Source organism: Bacillus sp. 179-C3.3 HS, from assembly GCF_047229225.1.
In the GTDB taxonomy this organism is placed as follows: Bacteria; Bacillota; Bacilli; order Bacillales; family Bacillaceae; genus Bacillus.
This window is the reverse complement of sequence record NZ_JBFEFT010000016.1, coordinates 16,597-38,218: the sequence shown is the minus strand read 5'-3', so window position 1 is coordinate 38,218 and position 21,622 is coordinate 16,597. Positions and strand designations below refer to the sequence as shown.

Sequence of the window (21,622 nt, the reverse complement as noted above, 5' to 3'; positions counted from 1 at the left end):
AGTGAGCTTTTTTAAGAAGTTAAAAGAGAAATTGACGCAACAAACAGATTCAGTATCAGAAAAGTTTAAAGATGGACTTGAAAAAACGAGGAATTCCTTCCAAGGAAGAGTGAATGAGCTGATTTCTCGTTATCGTAAAGTAGATGAGGACTTTTTTGAAGAACTAGAAGAAGTATTAATTGGCGCAGATGTTGGTTTCACGACGGTGATGGAGCTCATTGATGAGCTGAAAAAAGAAGTGAAGCTTAGAAATATTCAAGATCCTAGCGAAGTGCAGGCTGTGATCTCTGAAAAGCTTGTTGACATTTACCAAAGCGGGGAAGAGCAAATGTCTGAGCTTGATATCCAAGATGGACGTTTAAATGTCATCCTGCTTGTAGGTGTAAATGGTGTAGGTAAAACGACGACAATTGGGAAGCTTGCACATAAGCTGAAAAACGAAGGGAAATCCGTTGTTTTAGCTGCAGGTGATACGTTCCGTGCTGGTGCCATTGAGCAGCTAGAAGTGTGGGGAGAGCGAACGGGTGTACCTGTCGTCAAACAGACGGCTGGTTCTGATCCAGCGGCAGTTATTTATGATGCCGTCCAATCAGCCAAAGCGAAAAATGCGGATGTTCTCATCTGTGATACAGCAGGTCGACTTCAAAACAAAGTCAACTTGATGAATGAACTGGAAAAAGTCAAGAGAGTCATTGAAAGAGAAATTCCGGATGCCCCGCACGAAGTGCTTCTGGCCCTTGATGCAACAACAGGACAAAACGCTATGGCGCAGGCGAGAGAATTTTCAAAAGCAACCAATGTGACAGGAATCGCATTAACCAAACTTGACGGTACCGCAAAAGGTGGTATTGTACTAGCGATTCGCAATGAACTGAACATTCCGGTAAAGCTTGTCGGTTTAGGTGAAAAAGTCGATGATCTTCAGCAATTCGATGCTGAATCGTATGTGTACGGTTTATTCTCAGATGTCATTGATAAAGAAGACTAACAAAAATGCCAGCCGAGTTGCTGGCATTTTTATGTGAAATACCGCAAGAAGAACTGACAAGATAAAAACTTGACACACAGCTAAGAACCGTGTAAACTTAGTTGATGTAAAGGGAATAAACTTAACAAAGGGGAGAGAGCTCATGACGCTTGAAAAAACGACGAGAATGAACTACTTGTTTGACTTCTACCAATCGTTGTTGACCGCAAAACAAAAAAGCTACATGTCGCTTTACTACCTGGACGATTTTTCCCTCGGTGAAATTGCGGATGAATATGAAGTATCAAGACAGGCTGTTTATGATAATATTAAACGGACTGAAGCGATGCTTGAACAATATGAAGAAAAGCTGCTCTTGTTTAAGAAATTTAAAGAGCGTAAAGACATTCTCAAAAAAATGAGAGAGCTTTTTGCAGATTTCGAGAAAAAGGATGAAGCAGAAGCTTTAATTGAATCGCTTGAGAAATTAGATTAGGAGGCGGCACAGTATGGCATTTGAAGGATTAGCCGACCGACTGCAGCAGACGATTTCAAAAATCCGCGGCAAAGGAAAAGTGTCAGAGCAAGATGTGAAAGAAATGATGCGCGAGGTACGCCTTGCCCTTCTTGAAGCTGACGTCAATTTTAAAGTGGTCAAAGACTTTGTGAAAAAGGTAAGCGAGCGTGCAGTTGGACAAGAGGTTATGAAAAGCCTTACCCCTGGACAACAAGTCATTAAAGTTGTAAAAGAAGAATTAACTGAATTAATGGGTGGAGAAGAAAGTAAGATCGCTGTGGCGAAGAAATCTCCTACGGTCATTATGATGGTTGGTCTTCAAGGGGCGGGTAAAACAACCACCACTGGGAAACTTGCTAATTTACTTCGCAAAAAACATAATCGCCAGCCGATGATGGCTGCTGCGGATATTTACAGACCAGCTGCAATTCAGCAGCTTCAAACACTCGGGAAACAGCTTGATATGCCCGTGTTCTCATTAGGTGATCAAGTAAGCCCAGTTGAGATCGCTAAACAAGCGATTGAAAAAGCAAAAGAAGAACATTGTGATTATGTCATTTTAGATACAGCAGGACGTCTTCATATCGATCATGAATTGATGGATGAGCTTCAGAAAGTAAAAGAAGTAGCAAATCCAGAAGAAATTTTCCTAGTTGTGGACTCGATGACAGGTCAAGATGCTGTCAATGTAGCCAAAAGCTTTAACGAACAGCTTGGCTTGACAGGTGTTGTGTTAACAAAACTAGATGGTGATACACGAGGCGGTGCAGCGCTTTCTATTCGAGCTGTCACAAATACGCCGATTAAATTCGCTGGTCTAGGTGAAAAGCTTGATGCCCTTGAACCATTCCACCCAGAGCGGATGGCGTCAAGAATTCTTGGCATGGGAGATGTGCTCACGCTTATTGAAAAAGCACAGGCAAACGTTGACCAAGATAAGGCAAAAGAGCTTGAACAAAAAATGCGAACAATGAGCTTTACCCTCGATGATTTCCTCGAGCAGCTCGGCCAAGTTCGTAACATGGGCCCACTTGATGAACTGATCCAAATGATGCCGGGTGCCGGTAAAATGAAAGGGCTCAAAAACGTCCAAGTGGACGAAAAGCAGCTCAATCATATCGAAGCGATCATTAAATCCATGACCACCCAAGAAAAAGAACAACCAGAGGTCATCAATGCAAGCCGAAGAAAAAGGATTGCCAAAGGAAGCGGAACATCTGTACAAGAAGTCAATCGCCTTTTAAAGCAATTTGACGAAATGAAAAAGATGATGAAGCAAATGACCAATATGTCAAAAGGAAAGAAAAAAGGCTTTAAATTACCATTTATGTAATTGGTTATACATGATAAAACCGTTGTTAAGAAAAAACACTTTACAAACCCTTTTATCATTGTTAATATACTATCTTGTTGAAATATTTTCGGAGGTGCTAGTAAAATGGCAGTAAAAATTCGTTTAAAACGTATGGGATCAAAAAGATCACCTTTCTATCGTATTGTAGTAGCAGATTCTCGTTCACCACGTGACGGTCGTTACATCGAAGTAGTTGGAACATACAACCCAGTGGTATCACCAGCTGAGGTGAAAATCAACGAAGAGTTAGCGCTTAAATGGCTTCAAGATGGTGCGAAACCATCTGATACAGTTCGCAACCTTTTCTCAAGCCAAGGAATTCTTGAAAAATTTCATAACGCGAAAAACAGCAAATAATGAATGAGCTGTCCTTGGAAGAGTTGATTGTGTCCATCGTCGAGCCGCTTGTTGATTTCCCTGAAGATATTCACGTATCTTCATTAGAAAAAGAGGAGCAGGTGATTTATACACTGTCTGTCCATGCCGAAGATACAGGAAAAGTGATCGGAAAGCAGGGACGAACAGCAAAAGCGATACGAACAGTCATTTTTGCAGCAGGTGCAGAGTCTTCTAAGAAAGTTCTACTTGAGATTGCTGATTAAAAAAGGGAGAGGGCTTAGGACCTCCCCTTTTTTTACACGTTTAAACCTATTTTTCGTTATACTGTAGAGGACAAATGCGTTCGAATAGGGGGACAAAAAGGAAGATGCAGATCATTCAACATGTCACCGTCATGCAAGTATTAACTGAAAGTAGTAAGGACAAACTGTTAACGACTTTTTTAGAAAAAAAAGAAAGACTAGAACGTGAATGCAATCAATTATATTTTCAATTAAAGAAACATGAAAAAGAACCAAATCATCAAGAAGCCATCCCTCAATTCCAAAAAGCCATTGATAAAAGGCAAGACAAAATCAAGCAAATTGACTTTCAAATGGAGCAGCTACATATTTTGCCGCTTGGAAGTGAAATGAAAGAAACCGAAGTCGATGCTCTGGTTGAAGTTGGAATTGGTGACCAGTGGGATGAGAAAATGCAAGAGAATGTGATCGTCGTCAAAGACGGCGTGATTGTTGAAATACGTCAGGGGTGATCATTCATATGGAGCTAGATTGGTTGAATGTTGGAAAGATCGTCAACACACACGGAGTGCGCGGTGAGGTGCGGGTCGTGTCTAAAACCGATTTCCCAGAAGAACGCTACAAAAAAGGGAACGTCCTCTATATTTTTAAAAAGGGGCACACAGAGCCGCTAAAAGTCACTATAGCATCGCACAGACAGCACAAACAATTTGATTTGCTCACATTTGAAGAAGTGGGTTCATTAAATGAAGCAGAGCTATTAAAAGAATCAATTTTAAAAGTAGAAAAAGAACAACTCACTTCACTAGATGAAGGTGAATTTTACTTTCATGAAATCATCGGATGTGACGTGTATGATGAACAAGAAAAACTGATTGGTCGCATTAAAGAGATTTTAACGCCAGGGGCAAATGATGTCTGGGTCGTTGAACGAAAAGGCAAAAAAGACGTACTCATTCCTTATATTCCATCTGTCGTCAAAATGATCGATATCCCGTCCAAAACAGTCCGTATTGAAGTGATGGAAGGACTCATTGACGAATGAAAATTGACTTTTTGACCCTTTTTCCTGAAATGTTTGAAGGTGTCCTTCATTCATCGATTTTAAAAAAGGCACAGGAGAAAGAAGCCGTTTCATTTCACGTTGTCAACTTTAGGGAGTATTCGGATCATAAGCATAAAACAGTGGATGACTATCCGTATGGTGGCGGTGCTGGAATGGTGCTAAAAGCGCAGCCTGTATTTGATGCAGTAGAAGACTTGACGAAAAATGCCAAAAAGAAGCCCCGCATCATTCTTGTCTGTCCTCAAGGTGAAAGATATACACAAAAGAAAGCAGAAGAGCTTGCAAAAGAAGAACATCTGATGTTCATTTGCGGCCACTATGAAGGCTATGATGAGCGCATCAGGGAGCATCTTGTCACAGATGAAATCTCGATTGGGGATTTCGTTCTCACAGGCGGAGAGCTGCCAGCGATGATGATTGCAGACAGTGTGGTCAGGCTTTTGCCTCATGTGCTTGGAAAAGAAGAGTCTCATATTGAAGATTCATTTAGTACAGGTTTGCTTGAACACCCGCATTATACAAGACCCGCTGATTACAAAGGAATGAAAGTACCAGATGTCTTGCTGTCTGGGAATCACGCCAAAATTGAAGAATGGCGGCGTAAAGAATCATTGAAGCGAACGTATACAAGAAGGCCAGATTTGATTGACTCATGTAAAACATTAACGGATGAAGAAAAAAGATGGCTATGGCAGCTTCATAATGACTAGATTGTATTGCACACAGCATTGAGGTGTGGTATGATACTACTTGTGACTTGGACGGCTTGCCGATTCAAGTTGGAAAACGATGTTCCGCTGTATGAAGAAAGAGGACATGAGCATCTGTTGGAAGGAGTTGAAAACGATGCAACATTTGATTGAAGAAATCACAAAAGAACAACTACGCACTGATCTTCCTGCGTTCCGTCCTGGTGACACTTTACGTGTACACGTGAAAGTTGTCGAGGGTACTCGTGAGCGTATCCAGATCTTTGAAGGTGTTGTTATTAAGCGTCGTGGTGGTGGAATCAGCGAAACTTTCACAGTTCGTAAGATTTCTTACGGTGTAGGCGTTGAGCGTACATTCCCTGTACACACACCAAAAATCGCTAAGATCGAAGTTGTACGTCACGGTAAGGTACGTCGTGCGAAACTGTACTACTTACGTGAACTTCGCGGTAAAGCGGCTCGTATCAAAGAAATCAAACGATAATGATATCAAAAGGAAAGAGCTTGTTACCAGTAACAGGCTCTTTTTTTGTACTGTATATAGACAACCGAAAGAGAGAAGGTGCACATATGACTATTCAATGGTTCCCAGGCCATATGGCAAAAGCAAGAAGAGAAGTCACAGAAAAATTAAAGCTCATTGACATTGTTTTTGAATTAACAGATGCCAGAATACCGATGTCCTCAAGAAACCCTATGATTGAAGAAATCCTTCAAAACAAACCCAAAATCATGCTGTTAAATAAAGCAGATAAAGCAGATCCTCGTATGACAAAGGAGTGGCAAGCGCATTTAGAAGAACAAGGCGTTCGCTCACTTGCGATCAACTCTGTCGATGGACAAGGATTAAATCAAATCATCACAACCTCGAAAGACATATTAAAAGAAAAATTCGATCGCATGAAAGCAAAAGGCGTTAAGCCGCGTGCCATTCGAGCACTTATTATCGGAATTCCGAATGTCGGGAAATCGACCCTAATCAATCGTTTAGCGAAGAAAAACATTGCCAAAACTGGAGATCGCCCTGGTATAACGACTTCACAACAATGGGTCAAAGTAGGGAAAGAGCTTGAACTGCTCGATACCCCAGGAATCCTATGGCCAAAATTTGAAGATGTCGAAGTGGGACTTAGACTAGCCGTCACAGGTGCAATAAAAGATTCGATTATCAATTTACAGGATGTAGCTGTCTATGCGCTGCGTTTTCTAGAAAAGAATTACCCAGAACGATTAATGAAACGCTACGATCTCACAGAGATCCCTGAAGATACGGTGGAGCTGTTTGATGCAATTGGAACAAAGAGAGGCTGTCTGATGAGCGGTGGGCTGATTAATTACGATAAAACCACTGAAATCATTATCCGAGATATTCGAACTGAGAAATTCGGTCCTATTACCTTTGAGAAGCCTGAAAGCTAAAAGACACGCAGCTCATGCGGGTCTTTATTTTTTCTGGAAAATGGCCGATATAAAAAAGGAGGCTACGGAAAGCCTGATGTTCACTGTAAAACAAATAAAAGAACTGATAGAAGAGCACGCGGATGATGAAGCGTATATTCGCAACCTAGTACAAGATGATCAGAGAAAAAGTGTCAAGCAACTGGTAGAAAAGTGGCAGAAAGATAGAGAAAGAACCTTAGAACAAAAAGCAGCGTGGAATCAAATGCTCCAATTCGAAAACGAAGCAAAGGCACAGGGATATACATGTATTGCCGGTATAGATGAAGCAGGGAGAGGCCCGCTAGCTGGTCCGGTTGTAGCTGCTGCTGTGATATTAAAAGAGGACACCGAGCTTCTAGGCTTAAATGATTCAAAACAATTATCTGAGAAAAAAAGATTGGCATATTATGATCTGATACAAGAAGAAGCGCTTGATATCGGAATCGGCATTGTTGATGCGGCAACCATTGATGAAATCAATATTTACGAAGCATCAAGACTGGCGATGGTAAGGGCTGTCGAGCAGCTAACACACACACCTGATTATCTTCTCATTGATGCGATGACACTTCCGCTTCCCACTAATCAGGAGAATATCATCAAAGGAGATGCAAAAAGTGCATCCATCGCAGCAGGTGCATGTATTGCAAAAGTGACAAGAGATCGAATGATGGAAGAATACGGGCGTTTGTATCCTGAATATCATTTTGAAGAGCATAAAGGATATGGAACGAAAGAGCACTTAGCCGCCATTCGAGCATATGGGGCTACACCTATCCATCGAGTGTCATTTGCACCAATTCGAGCCGTAATTTCTTAAATATGAACACAAGGAGGCAGCTTGTGATGACAAGAGTTGAAGACATACATACAGCATTGAATAGCCGGTTAAATACGGCAGAAACTGTTCCTTTAAACACGGAAGGAAAGGAAAATGTTCAGCGGCTGATCCTCGGAAAAGTGTTAAAAATGCTAGGAGATGATACAGCACTTGTTCAAATAGGATCGACCAAAATAAAAGCACAGCTTGCTGCACAGCTAAAAGCAGATTCATTCTATTGGTTCCAATTTGAACAAGCGACTGCCGGCCATCTCAATAAGCTAAAACCTGTTCAACAGTTTGATCAAGATCCTAAGACGTTAAAGGATGCAGCGGTTAAACTCATCGAAGGCTTAGCGCTAAAAAATGGGCTTGAAACGATGTTGACCGCTACCGCCTTTTTAAAAGAAAAATCGATCATCAATGAAACAGAGTTAAAGACGGCAGTGAAGTGGATCGATCAACTTCAAGGAGCAGATATCAAAAAAGGGTTACAAGCCCTACTATTTGCTTTGAAAAAAGATTTACCGATTCAGCAAGGTGTGCTTCAGTCTATTTTAGCAGTGAAATCATCTACTGCGCTTCATCAAGACATCACAGCGCTCTTGGATCGATTAACACAGCTACCTAAGCAATCAGATGCTACACAAGCCCTCACACAAGCTGTTCGAGCGGTTGTAGATGCCGAGACTACTGTCCATGCAGAAAAGCTCTTAACAGTGCTTCTAGCAGCGAAGGAAGGCCAAGCGAAGCAAGGGGGGAGTGTGCAAATACCGACGAACAATCTTTCACAGCCAACAGGGCATCAACAATCTTCACTTCAACAAGGGCGGCAAACGGACCAAGTCAATCAGCCAAGCATACAGCAGCAATCAGCGGCACAAAAGCAAGTTCCAATCACTACACAACAAATAGAACACATATTGACAAGTGTTACGAAGAAAGGACCGGAGGGAAGCCAACAGCCAGATGCGAAACAGTTCACCACACTGCTTCAAGCTCTTCAGCAGACAGGGCCACAGGCTGACGCAAAGGCAACTGTCATTCAAAGAGAATTCCCATTCCTTTCAAAAAACGAGGCAGAAGCATTTGCACGTGTGATTCAACAAACAGAGCCAACTTTAAGCAATAAAGGCGATGTGCTGGATTTACTTTTGACGATGAAAAAAGCGATCGGTGTACGTGATGAAATCGGTATGCTAAAGCTACTTGAAAAAGGAAGCCAAGAGGTGAAAAATCAGGAGCTTCATCAATTAAAGCTCGTCCTCAATGATGTCAGACAGGCTGATTTACCTGAGCACTTAAAGAAAGAAGTCGACCAATTGTTTCATCGGTTAAATGGGCAGTTATTTGTGCAACAGGAAAACCAGACAGTCAGTCAAATGATGGTGTCCTATCCTCTTTTCTCTAAACATAGTGTGCAAGATTTAACCTTTATTTTAAAAGGTCATAAGAAAAAAGATGGCTCCATTGATATTTCTCAATGTCGCCTAATGTTTTACTTAAATATGGAACACCTTGAAGAAACCTTGATTGACTGTACGATTCAGCAAAAGGTCATGTCCATTACAGTTGAGACGAACTATGAGCTTCAAGGAACCATTAATCCAATGATTCCAGCTGTTCGAGAGAATTTAAATGCCTTAGGCTATAGTTTAACGGGTATTACAGCAAAGAAGAGACAAGAGCCAGTTGATCCGTCTCACTTTCTAGAAGAACACTTTCATAAAATCAGCGAGAAAGGGCTGGACTTACGAGTATGAAGGATTCAAAACCGCTTAGAAGGGCGGTCGCTTTACATTACGATGAAGAGAAGCAAAAAGCACCAAAAGTCATCGCCACTGGAAGCGGCTACGTTGCGGATCAAATTATTGAAGAAGCAAAAAAATCAGGGGTTCCGATCCAAGAAGACCATAATTTAGTTGAACTGATGCGTCACTTAACGCTTGATGAGGAGATCCCTGAAGCGTTATACGATACAGTAGCAGAAATTTTTTCATTTATCTATAGATTAGATCAAAAAATGAAAAAATAAGGTAAAATAAGTGATTTGACTGAAAAATTTATATTTTTAATAAAATAAAAGTTTGAATGTTTAGAAGGATTTTACGATTTTACATAGAACCCTAGACATTCTCTTTTTTATTCTTTAAAATGAAAGCGCAGTCTATTTTATAATTCTTGTTTCTACATATGTTGGGAGGATGGGAAATGAATATCCATGAGTACCAAGGAAAAGAAATCCTAAGAAAATATGGGGTTTCAGTTCCAAATGGTAAAGTAGCATTTACACCTGATGAAGCAGTAAAAGCATCAGAAGAGCTAGAAAGTTCTGTTTATGTCGTAAAAGCACAGATTCATGCAGGCGGTCGTGGTAAAGCAGGTGGGGTAAAAATCGCAAAAACAAAAGATGAAGTGAAAGGGTTTGCAGAGGAATTGCTCGGCAAGACACTTGTCACACATCAAACTGGTCCTGAAGGGCGCGAAATAAAACGCTTACTTATTGAAGAAGGCTGCGATATTCAAAAAGAATACTATGTTGGACTTGTTCTAGATAGAGCCACATCAAGAATTGTGTTGATGGCTTCTGAAGAAGGCGGTACCGAAATTGAAGAAGTAGCAGAAAAAACGCCAGAAAAAATCGTCAAAGTCGTCATTGACCCAGCGATTGGTCTTCAAGGGTATCAAGCAAGAGAAGTAGCCTTTAAAATCAATATCCCAACAAAACTTGTTGGACAAGCAGTTAAGTTTATGACGAGCCTTTACAATGCATTTATCGAAAAAGATTGTTCAATCGCTGAGATTAATCCCCTTGTTGTCACAGGTGATGGAAAAGTCATGGCGCTTGATGCAAAATTAAATTTTGATAGCAATGCATTATATAGACAAAAAGATATATTAGAATACCGTGATCTTGATGAAGAGGATCCAAAGGAAATTGAAGCATCTAAATATGATTTAAGCTACATTTCACTAGACGGCAATATCGGCTGTATGGTGAATGGAGCAGGTCTTGCGATGTCTACAATGGATATCATCAAGCATTACGGCGGGGACCCTGCAAACTTCCTTGATGTTGGGGGCGGTGCAACAGCTGAAAAAGTAACGGAAGCATTTAAAATCATCTTATCTGATCAAAATGTCAAAGGGATTTTCGTGAACATTTTCGGCGGCATCATGAAATGTGATGTCATTGCAGAAGGTGTCGTTGAAGCAACGAAGCAAGTTGGTTTAACATTACCGCTCGTTGTCCGTCTAGAAGGAACAAATGTTGAATTAGGGAAGAAAATTCTGAGTGATTCAGGTTTAAATATCACATCTGCTGAGTCTATGGCTGACGGGGCAGAAAAGATTGTATCTTTAGTCAAGTAGAGCAGAAAGGCAGGGAACCTAAATGAGTGTATTTATTAATAAAAATACGAGAGTAATTGTTCAGGGGATTACCGGTTCAACCGCATTGTTCCACACAAAGCAAATGATTGAATATGGAACAAATATCGTGGGTGGTGTCACGCCTGGTAAGGGTGGCACTGAAGTAGAAGGAGTTCCTGTATTTAATACTGTTTCTGAAGCTGTACAAACGACAGGTGCCGATGCTTCTGTCATCTATGTACCTGCACCATTTGCGGCAGATGCGATTTTAGAGGCAGTCGATGCGGAAGTTGATCTTGTTATCTGTATTACTGAGCATATTCCAGTTCTTGATATGGTAAAAGTCAAACGATATATGGAAGGCAAGAAAACAAGACTTGTTGGACCAAACTGTCCTGGTGTCATTACACCGGAAGAATGTAAGATTGGTATTATGCCAGGTTACATCCATAAAAAAGGCCATGTTGGTGTTGTTTCTCGATCTGGGACGCTTACATATGAAGCGGTTCATCAGCTTTCTGAAGCTGGTGTTGGTCAATCGACAGCTGTTGGAATCGGCGGTGACCCGGTCAACGGTACCAACTTTATTGATGTATTAAAAGCCTTCAATGAAGATCCTGATACACATGCTGTCATTATGATCGGTGAGATCGGTGGTACAGCAGAAGAAGAAGCGGCTGAATGGGTAAAAGCAAATATGACAAAACCAGTCGTTGGCTTTATTGGCGGTAAAACTGCACCTCCAGGAAAACGCATGGGACATGCTGGTGCCATTATTTCTGGTGGTAAAGGAACAGCTGACGAAAAAGTCAAAACAATGCGCGCGTGTGGCATTGAAGTGGCAGAAACACCATCTGTCATGGGAGAAACATTAATTAAAGTATTAAAAGAGAAGAATCTTTTCGAAGCTTGTAAAACGCATTAATGACGCAAGAAGACTTGCTCTTTGGCAAGTCTTCTTCTTTCTATCTAAAATTGGAGGAATGGTATGTTCAACGTGTCCGAAAGAATGGTTTTTCACCGCTTAAAAGGCCTCATCTCACCCTCTTTGTTAATGAAATGGTGGAAAGTGGATCCCGCATTATATATAAATGAAGAAACACATCATTTCAAACAGGATCGATCTCTACAAACAATCGATTTTGCCCGCTTAAAACAAGCTGAAGAAAATGACTTCCCCATGTTTCAACACATCGTTCAATCCTATGTAAAACAAAACATCCACATGATTCCCATCACATCAACATTATATCCCGAGTCGTTAAAAAACATCTATGATCCTCCCCCTGTATTATTTCTTAAAGGAAACGTATCTTATTTAAATGTAGAAAAAAGTTTAGGTGTAGTGGGCACGCGTGTGCCATCGTCATATGGAGAAGAATGTGTGAAGAAAATTGTTGGTGAACTGGTAAAGGAAGATTGGATGATTGTCAGTGGTTTGGCAAAAGGAATCGATGGACTGTCACATAGGGAGTGTATCAGAAGGAATGGTAAAACCATTGGCGTTGTGGCAGGTGGCTTTCAGCATTTGTATCCAAAAGAACATGTGCAGATGGCGCAATATATGGGAAAGCATCATTTGCTTTTGTCAGAACACCCGCCCTATATGAAACCCGAGAAGTGGCACTTTCCAATGAGGAATCGCATCATTAGTGGTCTGACAAAAGGAACCATTGTGATTCAGTGTAAAGAAAAAAGCGGTTCACTGATTACTGCCTACCAAGCACTTGAGCAAGGAAAAGAGGTGTTTGCTGTGGCTGGTTCAATCTTTGATCCGAACTCGACCGGACCGGCGAAACTCATTCAACAAGGAGCGAAACTCGTCCATTCAACAAATGATATTTTAGAGGAATTCACCACTCATGGCGTTCAATATACTGAACTCTCTTAAAAATATCGTTTGACAAAAGACATAGGAATATTTAATAATAGTGAGGATTTAAGTTTACACTTTGATTTTCGTGTTTATAATAGTGTTCATCATAAAGAATTTCTAACGATTGCCTTTTCAATAGGTGCAATTCATATAAATATGTAAGAAGTAATGTATAAAGAGAGAACACCTCTTAAGGGGGATTTTGAGTATGGCTGATTATTTAGTTATCGTTGAGTCGCCAGCTAAGGCGAAAACGATTGAGCGTTATTTAGGAAAAAAGTATAAAGTAAAGGCTTCAATGGGGCATGTGAGGGATTTACCGAAGAGTCAGCTAGGTGTCGACACGGAGCATGACTTCGAACCGAGATATATTACGATTCGAGGCAAAGGCCCAGTTTTAAAAGAATTGAAAACAGCGGCGAAAAAAGCGAAGAAAGTCTATCTCGCAGCTGACCCCGACAGAGAGGGAGAAGCGATTGCTTGGCATTTGGCCCACAGTCTTGACCTTGACCTCTCTTCAGATTGCCGTGTTGTCTTTAACGAGATTACAAAAGATGCAATTAAAGACTCCTTTAAACATCCGCGTATGATCAACATGGACTTGGTCGATGCACAACAAGCAAGACGAATCTTAGATCGGCTTGTTGGGTATAAAATCAGTCCGATTTTGTGGAAAAAGGTCAAAAAAGGGTTGAGTGCTGGTCGCGTTCAATCTGTTGCACTCAGACTGATTATTGACCGAGAAAATGAAATTAACGAGTTTAAACCAGAAGAATATTGGACGATCGATGGCACGTTCTTAAAAGGAAAAGAAACGTTCGAAGCGAGCTTCTTTGGTGTGAATGGGAAAAAACAACCTTTGAAAACAAAAGAGGATGTAAAAGAAATCCTTTCGAAACTAAAAGGAAGCAAATTCTCAGTAGAAAAAGTCACAAAGAAAGAACGTAAACGAAATCCAGCTGTTCCGTTTACAACATCCACCTTGCAACAAGAAGCTGCAAGAAAATTAAATTTCCGTGCGAAAAAAACCATGATGATTGCACAGCAATTATATGAAGGAATTGATCTTGGAAAAGAAGGTACTGTCGGTCTCATCACTTATATGAGAACAGACTCAACGCGTATTTCAAATACAGCGATTGAAGAAGTATCAGCTTTCATTGATCAAACGTATGGCAAGGATTTCTTGAATACGACGAAACGTCCTGCTAAAAAGAATGACAATTCACAAGATGCACACGAAGCCATTCGACCAACTTCTACATTAAGAAAACCAGCAGATCTCAAGCATGTGCTAAGCAGAGATCAGCTTCGTCTTTATAAACTGATTTGGGAACGATTTGTTGCAAGCCAAATGGCACCGGCAGTTCTCGATACAATGAGTGTAGATCTAGACAATAACGGTTTAACATTCCGTGCAAATGGGAGCAAAGTAAAATTCCCAGGGTTTATGAAAGTGTACGTAGAAGGAAAAGACGATCAGCTAGAAGAAAAGGACAAAATGCTTCCTGATCTAAATGAAGGCGATGTCGTTCTGTCAAAAGATATTGAACCTGAACAACACTTCACACAGCCACCACCGCGCTATACAGAGGCAAGACTTGTTAAAACGCTTGAAGAGTTAGGGATAGGCCGTCCATCTACGTATGCACCAACTTTGGATACGATTCAAAAGCGTGGCTATGTCGCTTTGGACAACAAACGATTTATTCCAACAGAGCTTGGTGGAATTGTACTCAACCTCATTATGGAATTCTTCCCAGAAATCATTAATGTTGAGTTCACAGCTCAGATGGAAAAAGAACTTGATAGTGTTGAAGAAGGAACGATTGAATGGGTACGGATCATCGACAGTTTCTATCAAGACTTTGCAAAACGCGTAGAAAAGGCAGAAGCAGAGATGCAAGAAGTTGAGATTGAGCCGGAATACGCAGGCATCGACTGTGAAGAATGTGGACATCCGATGGTGTACAAAATGGGTCGGTACGGTAAATTCATGGCATGTTCTAATTTCCCTGATTGCCGTAACACAAAACCAATCGTCAAAGATATCGGTGTGAAGTGCCCGTCATGTCACGAAGGAAACATTGTTGAAAGAAAATCTAAAAAGCGCCGCATTTTTTATGGCTGCGATCGTTTTCCAGAATGTGAATTCGTTTCTTGGGACAAACCAATTGAAAGAAAATGTCCAAAATGCGAAAATATGCTTGTAGAGAAAAAGCTGAAAAAAGGCATTCAAGTTCAATGTGTGAATTGTGATTATAAAGAGGAGCAACAAAAATAGCGGTGAGCAGCCTTGTTCACCTGCTTTTTTATGTCATCAAATAGAATCTTACGAAATAGGAGAGTTGTCCAATGAGTCAATTTATCAATGTGATTGGAGCAGGTTTAGCAGGAAGTGAAGCTGCCTGGCAAATCGCCAAACGTGGCATTAAAGTGAATCTATATGAAATGAGACCTGTGAAACAAACACCCGCTCACCATACCGATAAATTTGCTGAGCTAGTGTGCAGTAACTCACTGCGCGGTAACGCTTTGACAAATGCAGTAGGTGTGTTAAAAGAAGAAATGCGTTACTTAGATTCTGCCATTATTGCAGCAGCAGATGAAAGTTCTGTTCCTGCTGGCGGAGCACTTGCAGTAGACCGTCATGAATTTGCAGCGAATGTGACAGACCGTGTAAAGAACCATCCCAATGTGACAGTTTTTCAAGAAGAAGTGACAAGTATTCCAGAAGGTCCAACCATTATTGCAACGGGTCCTCTGACATCAGAGGCTCTTTCAAATGAATTAAAGTCTTTAACGGGTGAAGAGTATCTTTACTTCTACGATGCAGCTGCGCCAATTTTAGAAAAAGACAGCATTGACATGGACAAAGTATACTTGAAATCACGCTACGATAAAGGCGAAGCCGCCTATTTAAACTGTCCAATGACAGAAGAGGAATTCGATCGTTTCTATGAAGCACTAATCTCCGCTGAAACTGTACCGCTAAAAGAATTTGAGAAAGAAATCTTCTTCGAAGGCTGTATGCCAATTGAAGTCATGGCGAAAAGAGGAAAGAAAACCATGTTGTTTGGCCCGATGAAGCCAGTAGGACTAGAAGATCCGAAAACGGGAAAAAGACCTTATGCCGTTGTTCAATTAAGACAAGACGATGCAGCTGGTACGTTATATAACATCGTTGGTTTCCAAACACATATGAAGTGGGGCGATCAAAAAGAAGTATTCCGTCTCATTCCTGGTCTTGAACAAGCAGAAATTGTTCGCTATGGCGTCATGCACCGTAACACATTTATTAACTCACCAAGTCTTTTAAGACCGACTTATCAATTTAAAAATAGAGATGACCTATTCTTCGCAGGACAAATGACAGGCGTTGAAGGCTATGTTGAGTCTGCAGCTTCAGGTTTAGTAGCTGGGATCAATGCGGCTCGTTTTGTCAAAGGAGAAGAACTTGTCGTCCTTCCAGAGGAAACGGCCATTGGTAGTATGGCACACTACATCACAGCAACAAACAAAAAAAGCTTCCAGCCAATGAATGCTAACTTCGGTTTATTGAAAGATCTCGGCGTCAAAATCAAAAACAAACAAGATCGTTATGCAGAATACGCTAAGCGCGCAATCGAGACTATTCAAACTATTTCGAAATCTCTATAGGTAAAACATTGCACGTCAAGCGGGATGTATGATACCATTTAAAAGCCTTAAAGAGGTGTAAAAATGACGGATAAACAGCATCTTGTTCACATGTTCATTGAATATTTGCAAATTGAAAAAAACTATTCAGCATTGACCATTTCCGGTTATACAGAAGCCATTGAAGAGTTTGTCAGATTTATGAACATTCAAGGAATAAACGGTTTTGAAGAGGTATCCTATCAAGATACGAGAATTTATTTAACAGAAGCTTATGAAAAAGGCCTTTCAAGAAGAACGATTAGTAAGAAAGTCTCTGCACTTCGCAGCTTTTATAAATTTTTATTAAGAGAACAGCTTGCGTTAGAAAATCCTTTTTTACTCGTGAGCTTACCAAAACAGGATAAGCGAATTCCTTCATTTTTGTATGAAGAGGAACTAAAAGAGCTTTTCTCCGTTTCTGATGTCAGCACACCGCTTGGACAAAGGAATCAGGCCATTTTAGAACTTCTTTATGCAACAGGTATGAGGGTGAGTGAGTTATGCACATTAAAAGTATCTGATTTAGATGTATCGATGGGGACAGTGCTTGTTCATGGGAAAGGTAGCAAACAGCGGTATGTTCCGTTCGGATCATACGCCCATGAAGCACTGACCACATATTTAGAGGATGGCCGTAAAAAGCTACAAGCTAAGAGAAAAGACCGTGCTGAAGAACATGTGTTTTTGAATCAGCGCGGATCCACTCTTACAGATCGTGGTGTTCGTTTCATCCTAACTGAATTAATGAAAAAAGCGTCAGGCACATTACATATCCATCCTCACATGTTAAGGCATACATTTGCTACACACCTCTTGAACGAGGGGGCGGATTTGAGAAGTGTGCAAGAACTTCTCGGTCACTCAAATTTATCATCCACACAGGTGTACACACATGTATCAAAAGATTCTTTAAGAAAAATATACATGTCTCATCACCCAAGAGCGTTTAAACGATCCTAATAGGAGGTTTTTTCATGTCATCATTTCATGCAACAACGATCTTTGCCGTTCAACATAAAGGAAAAAGTGCAATGGCCGGTGATGGTCAAGTCACTTTCGGTCAGGCTGTCGTTATGAAACACACAGCGAAAAAAGTGCGCCGTCTTTTTGGAGGCAAGGTGCTGGCAGGATTTGCAGGATCAGTGGCAGATGCGTTTACACTCTTTGAAAAGTTTGAAACGAAGCTTGAAGAATACGGTGGAAACCTAAAGAGAGCGGCTGTTGAACTAGCAAAAGAGTGGAGAAGTGACAAGATGCTCAGACAGCTTGAAGCCATGCTGATTGTGATGAACAAAGAAAGTATTCTACTCGTATCTGGAACCGGAGAAGTCATTGAGCCTGATGATGGCATTTTGGCCATTGGTTCTGGTGGCAACTATGCACTAAGTGCAGGAAGAGCACTCAAAACACATGCTGGTGATCATCTTTCAGCTAGAGATATTGCAAAGGCTGCACTTGAAACTGCTGGAGAAATCTGTGTCTATACGAACGATCAAATCACACTAGAAGAGCTTGAATAGAAAGGACATGAGACGTATGGAGAAAAAGCCGTTTACCCCAAGAGAGATAGTTGAAAAGCTTGATCAATACATCATTGGTCAGCTAGATGCGAAAAAAGCAGTGGCGGTGGCTTTAAGAAACCGTTACAGAAGAAGTCTTTTACATGATAAGCTAAAGGATGAAGTCGTTCCGAAAAACATTTTAATGATTGGTCCCACTGGTGTGGGAAAAACAGAGATTGCTCGCAGAATTGCGCGAATTTCTGGTGCTCCTTTCATTAAAGTGGAAGCGACAAAATTTACTGAAGTGGGATATGTCGGCCGTGATGTAGAATCCATGGTGAGAGATTTAGTGGAGACAGCCATTCGACTCGTCAAAGAAGAAAAGATGAAAGATGTTCAAGAGGAAGCAGAAAAACAGGCGAACAAACGCATTGTTCACTTACTTGTCCCTGGCAAGAAAAAAAGTCAATCTGTGAAAAATCCTTTTGAGATGTTGTTTGGCGGCTCTGATCCGGATGGTCATGAGCGAGATGAGTCAAATGAAGAAGGAGAACTTGAATCTTCAAGGAAACGTATCGCTCACCAACTTGCAATGGGAGAGCTTGAGGATCATTACGTGACCATTGAGGTAGAAGAGCAACAGCCATCTATGTTTGACATGCTTCAAGGCTCGGGTATGGAGCAAATGGGCATGAATATGCAAGATGCGCTTAGCAATCTGATGCCGAAAAAGAAGAAACGCAGAAAGCTAACGGTTAGAGAAGCAAGAAAGGCGCTAACAGCAGAGGAAGCTTCTAAGTTGATCGACATGGATGAAGTGGGTCAAGAAGCTGTCCAAAAGGCAGAGCAGCAGGGCATTATATTTATTGATGAAATCGACAAAATTGCCAAAAGCAGCGGTGCCTCATCTGCAGATGTCTCTCGTGAAGGGGTACAACGTGATATCTTGCCGATTGTAGAAGGCTCAACAGTTATGACCAAATATGGAGCTGTGAAAACAGACCATGTGTTGTTCGTAGCGGCAGGTGCTTTTCATATGGCGAAACCTTCAGACCTGATTCCAGAGCTGCAAGGTCGTTTCCCAATCAGGGTAGAGTTAGATAAATTAAGTATAGAAGACTTTGTGAAAATCTTAACGGAACCAGATAACGCATTACTGAAGCAATACAAGGCGTTACTACAAACAGAAGGTATATCTCTAGAATTTTCTGACGATGCTATTCATAAGATTGCAGAGGTGGCATATCACGTCAATCAGGAGACGGATAACATTGGTGCAAGAAGGCTCCATACGATACTAGAAAAGCTTCTTGAAGAACTTTCTTTTGAGGCGCCTGATATTACAATGGAAACGGTGACCATTACTCCTCAATATGTAGAAGAGAAGCTAGGGAAGATTGCAAATAACAAAGACTTAAGTCAATTTATACTTTAACAAATGAATAAAGTAATCTAGGAGGATCATTATTATGGCATTACTACAAAAAACAAGAATTATCAATTCGATGCTGCAAGATGCAGCAGGGAAACCAGTGAATTTCAAAGAGATGGCGGAAACACTTAGAGATGTCATTGATTCAAATATTTTCGTACTAAGCAGAAGAGGAAAGCTACTTGGCTTCTCCATCAACCAACAAATTGAAAATGCTCGTATGAAAAAAATGCTTGAAGATCGACAGTTCCCAGAAGAATATACGAAAAGCCTATTCAATATACCAGAGACTTCTTCAAACCTTGATATCAACAGTGAATATACAGCTTTTCCGATTGAGAACAGCGATTTGTTCCAATCAGGATTAACGACGATTGTTCCGATTATCGGTGGTGGAGATCGTTTAGGCACATTAATTCTCTCTCGCCTGCAAGATACATTTAATGATGACGATTTAATTCTTGCTGAGTACGGAGCAACAGTTGTTGGAATGGAGATTCTTCGTGAGAAATCGGAAGAAATTGAAGAAGAGGCAAGAAGTAAGGCAGTTGTACAAATGGCGATTAGTTCACTTTCTTACAGTGAGCTTGAAGCGATTGAGCACATTTTTGAAGAACTTGATGGGAATGAAGGGCTGCTTGTTGCAAGTAAAATCGCTGACCGTGTAGGAATTACTCGTTCCGTCATCGTAAACGCCCTACGCAAACTTGAAAGTGCGGGTGTCATCGAATCTCGTTCGCTTGGAATGAAGGGAACTTACATCAAAGTGTTAAATAACAAATTCTTAATTGAACTTGAAAATTTAAAATCACAATAATGACAAACCCTTTTCAGCTAAAAAAATGCTGAAAAGGGTTTTTTTAGTGGAAAAAGTAGAAATAATACGAAAAATAACGCTCTTTTTTGAAAGAAAGCCCTTACAATCCCATAGTTCTTTGAATCTAGGCCTTTGTACCTATTCGTAAAATAGATATATATTACGAGTTTTTTTTACAATTACATCATAGACTTTAATCCTATTATTTCTTACAATGAACATATGGTTTTACAAATCTCGACATGATTAAATGGAATGAATTTCATATGATTGGAGGTATCTGGTTTTGAATATATTTTCTGGAACGATAAGTAACCTTGAGAATGCCATGAGCAGAGCGAATGTTAAGCAAAAAGTCATAAGTAACAATATCGCGAATATAGACACACCGAACTATAAGTCGAAAAACGTCACATTTCGTGATATGCTAAGTGAAGCGAATACGACACTAAGTGCTAAAAAAACATACCAAGGTCACATTGAATTTTCAAAAACAGGGTCTAATTATTCAGTTGTTTCGAGTAACCGTACATCTTATCAAGAAAACGGAAATAATGTCGATATTGATCAAGAGATGAGTGAACTCGCTAAAAACCAAATTCAGTATAATGCGTTGGTTGAAAGAATGAGTAGCAAGTTTAATTCTCTTAAAACAGTTTTGACAGGAGGTAAGTGATGTCGATTTTTTCAGGCGTTAACGCTTCAGCTTCAGCATTAACAGCGCAAAGGCTCAGAATGGACGTAGTATCTTCCAACCTTGCAAATATGGATACGACAAGAGCTAAACTTGTTGATGGCAACTGGGAGCCTTATAGACGAAAGCTCGTCACATTACAGCCGTCAGGTGAATCATTTTCATCTATATTGAACTCAAGTATGAATTCGAGCGGCAGGTTAGGAAATGGCGTCAAAGTAACATCGATCAGAGAAGACGAAACGCCATTCAACCTTCATTATGATCCGACACATCCTGATGCCAACGAAAATGGCTATGTTCAAACACCGAATGTTGATCCACTGAAGGAAATGGTTGACCTCATCAGCAGTTCAAGATCATATGAAGCAAACGTGACTGCACTTAATGCGAATAAAAGCATGCTGATGAAAGCTTTAGAAATAGGAAAGTAAGGTGAATAGAATTGATAAACACAATATCTCCTTTCCAGCTTCAAACCGCTCAGCAAGCGAGTGAATTGACCAATGCATCAGCAGTGCAGGCTACCTCGCCAAAGAGTCAAACGAATTTCTCTGATGTGCTGAAGAATTCCATTGAGGCGTTAAATCAATCACAACTTAAATCAGACCAGTATACTAATGCACTTGCACAAGGGAAAAATGTCAATCTCGATGAAGTCATGATTGCTGCACAAAAAGCAGGTGTGACACTCACAGCTGCGACAGAGTTTCGTAACAAAGCAGTCGAAGCGTATCAAGAGATTATGAGAATGCAAATGTAGGAGGTGCTGGTGGACAAAATAAGACTGAAT

Annotated in this window: 25 protein-coding genes; all 25 read left to right on the top strand. The window is 40.6% G+C overall.

Going from position 1 to position 21,622, the window contains the following annotated elements; all coding sequences use genetic code 11:
• Window position 1: 1 nt before the first annotated feature.
• Window positions 2–988 (top strand): signal recognition particle-docking protein FtsY, encoded by a 987-nt coding sequence (gene ftsY / locus AB1K80_RS11265; RefSeq protein WP_412856715.1) that lies wholly within the window; start codon window positions 2–4, stop codon window positions 986–988.
• A 142-nt stretch (window positions 989–1,130) separates the two neighbouring features.
• Window positions 1,131–1,463: a putative DNA-binding protein gene (locus tag AB1K80_RS11260; RefSeq protein ID WP_412856714.1), complete on the top strand. Its 333-nt coding sequence runs from the start codon at window positions 1,131–1,133 to the stop codon at window positions 1,461–1,463.
• 13 nt (window positions 1,464–1,476) lie between these two features.
• Complete coding sequence (ffh, locus tag AB1K80_RS11255; RefSeq protein WP_412856713.1) at window positions 1,477–2,817, top strand: signal recognition particle protein; 1,341 nt, start codon at window positions 1,477–1,479, stop codon at window positions 2,815–2,817.
• Between the two features lie 105 nt (window positions 2,818–2,922).
• Window positions 2,923–3,195 carry a 30S ribosomal protein S16 gene (rpsP, locus tag AB1K80_RS11250; RefSeq protein WP_412856712.1) on the top strand — a complete coding sequence of 91 codons (273 nt, stop codon included), beginning with the start codon at window positions 2,923–2,925 and terminating at the stop codon, window positions 3,193–3,195.
• Window positions 3,195–3,440: a KH domain-containing protein gene (locus tag AB1K80_RS11245; RefSeq protein WP_412856711.1), complete on the top strand. Its 246-nt coding sequence runs from the start codon at window positions 3,195–3,197 to the stop codon at window positions 3,438–3,440. Before rpsP ends, AB1K80_RS11245 begins: the two co-directional genes overlap by 1 nt.
• A 104-nt stretch (window positions 3,441–3,544) precedes the next feature.
• Window positions 3,545–3,931, top strand: coding sequence for a YlqD family protein (locus AB1K80_RS11240; protein ID WP_412856710.1), 387 nt, complete (start codon window positions 3,545–3,547; stop codon window positions 3,929–3,931).
• An 8-nt stretch (window positions 3,932–3,939) separates the two neighbouring features.
• Window positions 3,940–4,464 (top strand): ribosome maturation factor RimM, encoded by a 525-nt coding sequence (gene rimM / locus AB1K80_RS11235; RefSeq protein ID WP_412856709.1) that lies wholly within the window; start codon window positions 3,940–3,942, stop codon window positions 4,462–4,464.
• Entirely contained in the window at window positions 4,461–5,195 is a 735-nt protein-coding gene (trmD, locus tag AB1K80_RS11230) for a tRNA (guanosine(37)-N1)-methyltransferase TrmD (RefSeq protein WP_412856708.1), read from the top strand. The genes rimM and trmD overlap by 4 nt, the downstream gene beginning before the upstream one ends.
• A 136-nt stretch (window positions 5,196–5,331) precedes the next feature.
• Window positions 5,332–5,679 (top strand): 50S ribosomal protein L19, encoded by a 348-nt coding sequence (gene rplS / locus AB1K80_RS11225; RefSeq protein ID WP_412856707.1) that lies wholly within the window; start codon window positions 5,332–5,334, stop codon window positions 5,677–5,679.
• Between the two features lie 86 nt (window positions 5,680–5,765).
• Window positions 5,766–6,614: a ribosome biogenesis GTPase YlqF gene (gene ylqF / locus AB1K80_RS11220; RefSeq protein ID WP_412856706.1), complete on the top strand. Its 849-nt coding sequence runs from the start codon at window positions 5,766–5,768 to the stop codon at window positions 6,612–6,614.
• A gap of 76 nt (window positions 6,615–6,690) precedes the next feature.
• Window positions 6,691–7,455 (top strand): ribonuclease HII, encoded by a 765-nt coding sequence (locus AB1K80_RS11215; protein WP_412856705.1) that lies wholly within the window; start codon window positions 6,691–6,693, stop codon window positions 7,453–7,455.
• Window positions 7,456–7,481: 26 nt separating this feature from the next.
• The gene (locus AB1K80_RS11210; RefSeq protein ID WP_412856704.1) at window positions 7,482–9,218 is read left to right on the top strand and encodes a glycosyltransferase; all 1,737 of its coding nucleotides are present in this window, start codon (window positions 7,482–7,484) and stop codon (window positions 9,216–9,218) included.
• Window positions 9,215–9,490 (top strand): FlhB-like flagellar biosynthesis protein, encoded by a 276-nt coding sequence (locus tag AB1K80_RS11205; RefSeq protein WP_412856703.1) that lies wholly within the window; start codon window positions 9,215–9,217, stop codon window positions 9,488–9,490. The genes AB1K80_RS11210 and AB1K80_RS11205 overlap by 4 nt, the downstream gene beginning before the upstream one ends.
• Before the next feature lie 176 nt (window positions 9,491–9,666).
• Window positions 9,667–10,827, top strand: coding sequence for an ADP-forming succinate--CoA ligase subunit beta (gene sucC / locus AB1K80_RS11200; protein ID WP_012009945.1), 1,161 nt, complete (start codon window positions 9,667–9,669; stop codon window positions 10,825–10,827).
• A gap of 22 nt (window positions 10,828–10,849) precedes the next feature.
• Window positions 10,850–11,752 carry a succinate--CoA ligase subunit alpha gene (gene sucD / locus AB1K80_RS11195; RefSeq protein WP_412856702.1) on the top strand — a complete coding sequence of 301 codons (903 nt, stop codon included), beginning with the start codon at window positions 10,850–10,852 and terminating at the stop codon, window positions 11,750–11,752.
• 63 nt (window positions 11,753–11,815) lie between these two features.
• A complete protein-coding gene (gene dprA, locus AB1K80_RS11190; protein ID WP_412856701.1) occupies window positions 11,816–12,718 on the top strand; it encodes a DNA-processing protein DprA in 903 nt (300 codons plus the stop codon).
• A gap of 193 nt (window positions 12,719–12,911) precedes the next feature.
• On the top strand, window positions 12,912–14,987 hold the full coding sequence (gene topA, locus AB1K80_RS11185) for a type I DNA topoisomerase (protein ID WP_412856700.1): 2,076 nt from the start codon (window positions 12,912–12,914) through the stop codon (window positions 14,985–14,987).
• A 71-nt stretch (window positions 14,988–15,058) separates the two neighbouring features.
• A complete protein-coding gene (trmFO, locus tag AB1K80_RS11180; protein ID WP_412856699.1) occupies window positions 15,059–16,363 on the top strand; it encodes an FADH(2)-oxidizing methylenetetrahydrofolate--tRNA-(uracil(54)-C(5))-methyltransferase TrmFO in 1,305 nt (434 codons plus the stop codon).
• Window positions 16,364–16,426: 63 nt separating this feature from the next.
• Window positions 16,427–17,344, top strand: coding sequence for a tyrosine recombinase XerC (gene xerC / locus AB1K80_RS11175; RefSeq protein WP_412856698.1), 918 nt, complete (start codon window positions 16,427–16,429; stop codon window positions 17,342–17,344).
• Window positions 17,345–17,358: 14 nt separating this feature from the next.
• The gene (hslV, locus tag AB1K80_RS11170; RefSeq protein WP_060699087.1) at window positions 17,359–17,904 is read left to right on the top strand and encodes an ATP-dependent protease subunit HslV; all 546 of its coding nucleotides are present in this window, start codon (window positions 17,359–17,361) and stop codon (window positions 17,902–17,904) included.
• A 16-nt stretch (window positions 17,905–17,920) separates the two neighbouring features.
• On the top strand, window positions 17,921–19,321 hold the full coding sequence (hslU, locus tag AB1K80_RS11165; RefSeq protein ID WP_412856697.1) for an HslU--HslV peptidase ATPase subunit: 1,401 nt from the start codon (window positions 17,921–17,923) through the stop codon (window positions 19,319–19,321).
• A gap of 34 nt (window positions 19,322–19,355) precedes the next feature.
• Window positions 19,356–20,135, top strand: coding sequence for a GTP-sensing pleiotropic transcriptional regulator CodY (gene codY / locus AB1K80_RS11160; protein ID WP_412856696.1), 780 nt, complete (start codon window positions 19,356–19,358; stop codon window positions 20,133–20,135).
• 286 nt (window positions 20,136–20,421) lie between these two features.
• Window positions 20,422–20,811, top strand: a complete 390-nt coding sequence (gene flgB, locus AB1K80_RS11155) for a flagellar basal body rod protein FlgB (protein ID WP_412856695.1) — start codon at window positions 20,422–20,424, stop codon at window positions 20,809–20,811.
• Window positions 20,811–21,263, top strand: coding sequence for a flagellar basal body rod protein FlgC (gene flgC, locus AB1K80_RS11150; RefSeq protein WP_412856694.1), 453 nt, complete (start codon window positions 20,811–20,813; stop codon window positions 21,261–21,263). The genes flgB and flgC overlap by 1 nt, the downstream gene beginning before the upstream one ends.
• A gap of 11 nt (window positions 21,264–21,274) precedes the next feature.
• The gene (gene fliE, locus AB1K80_RS11145; RefSeq protein ID WP_412856693.1) at window positions 21,275–21,592 is read left to right on the top strand and encodes a flagellar hook-basal body complex protein FliE; all 318 of its coding nucleotides are present in this window, start codon (window positions 21,275–21,277) and stop codon (window positions 21,590–21,592) included.
• Window positions 21,593–21,622: the final 30 nt, after the last annotated feature.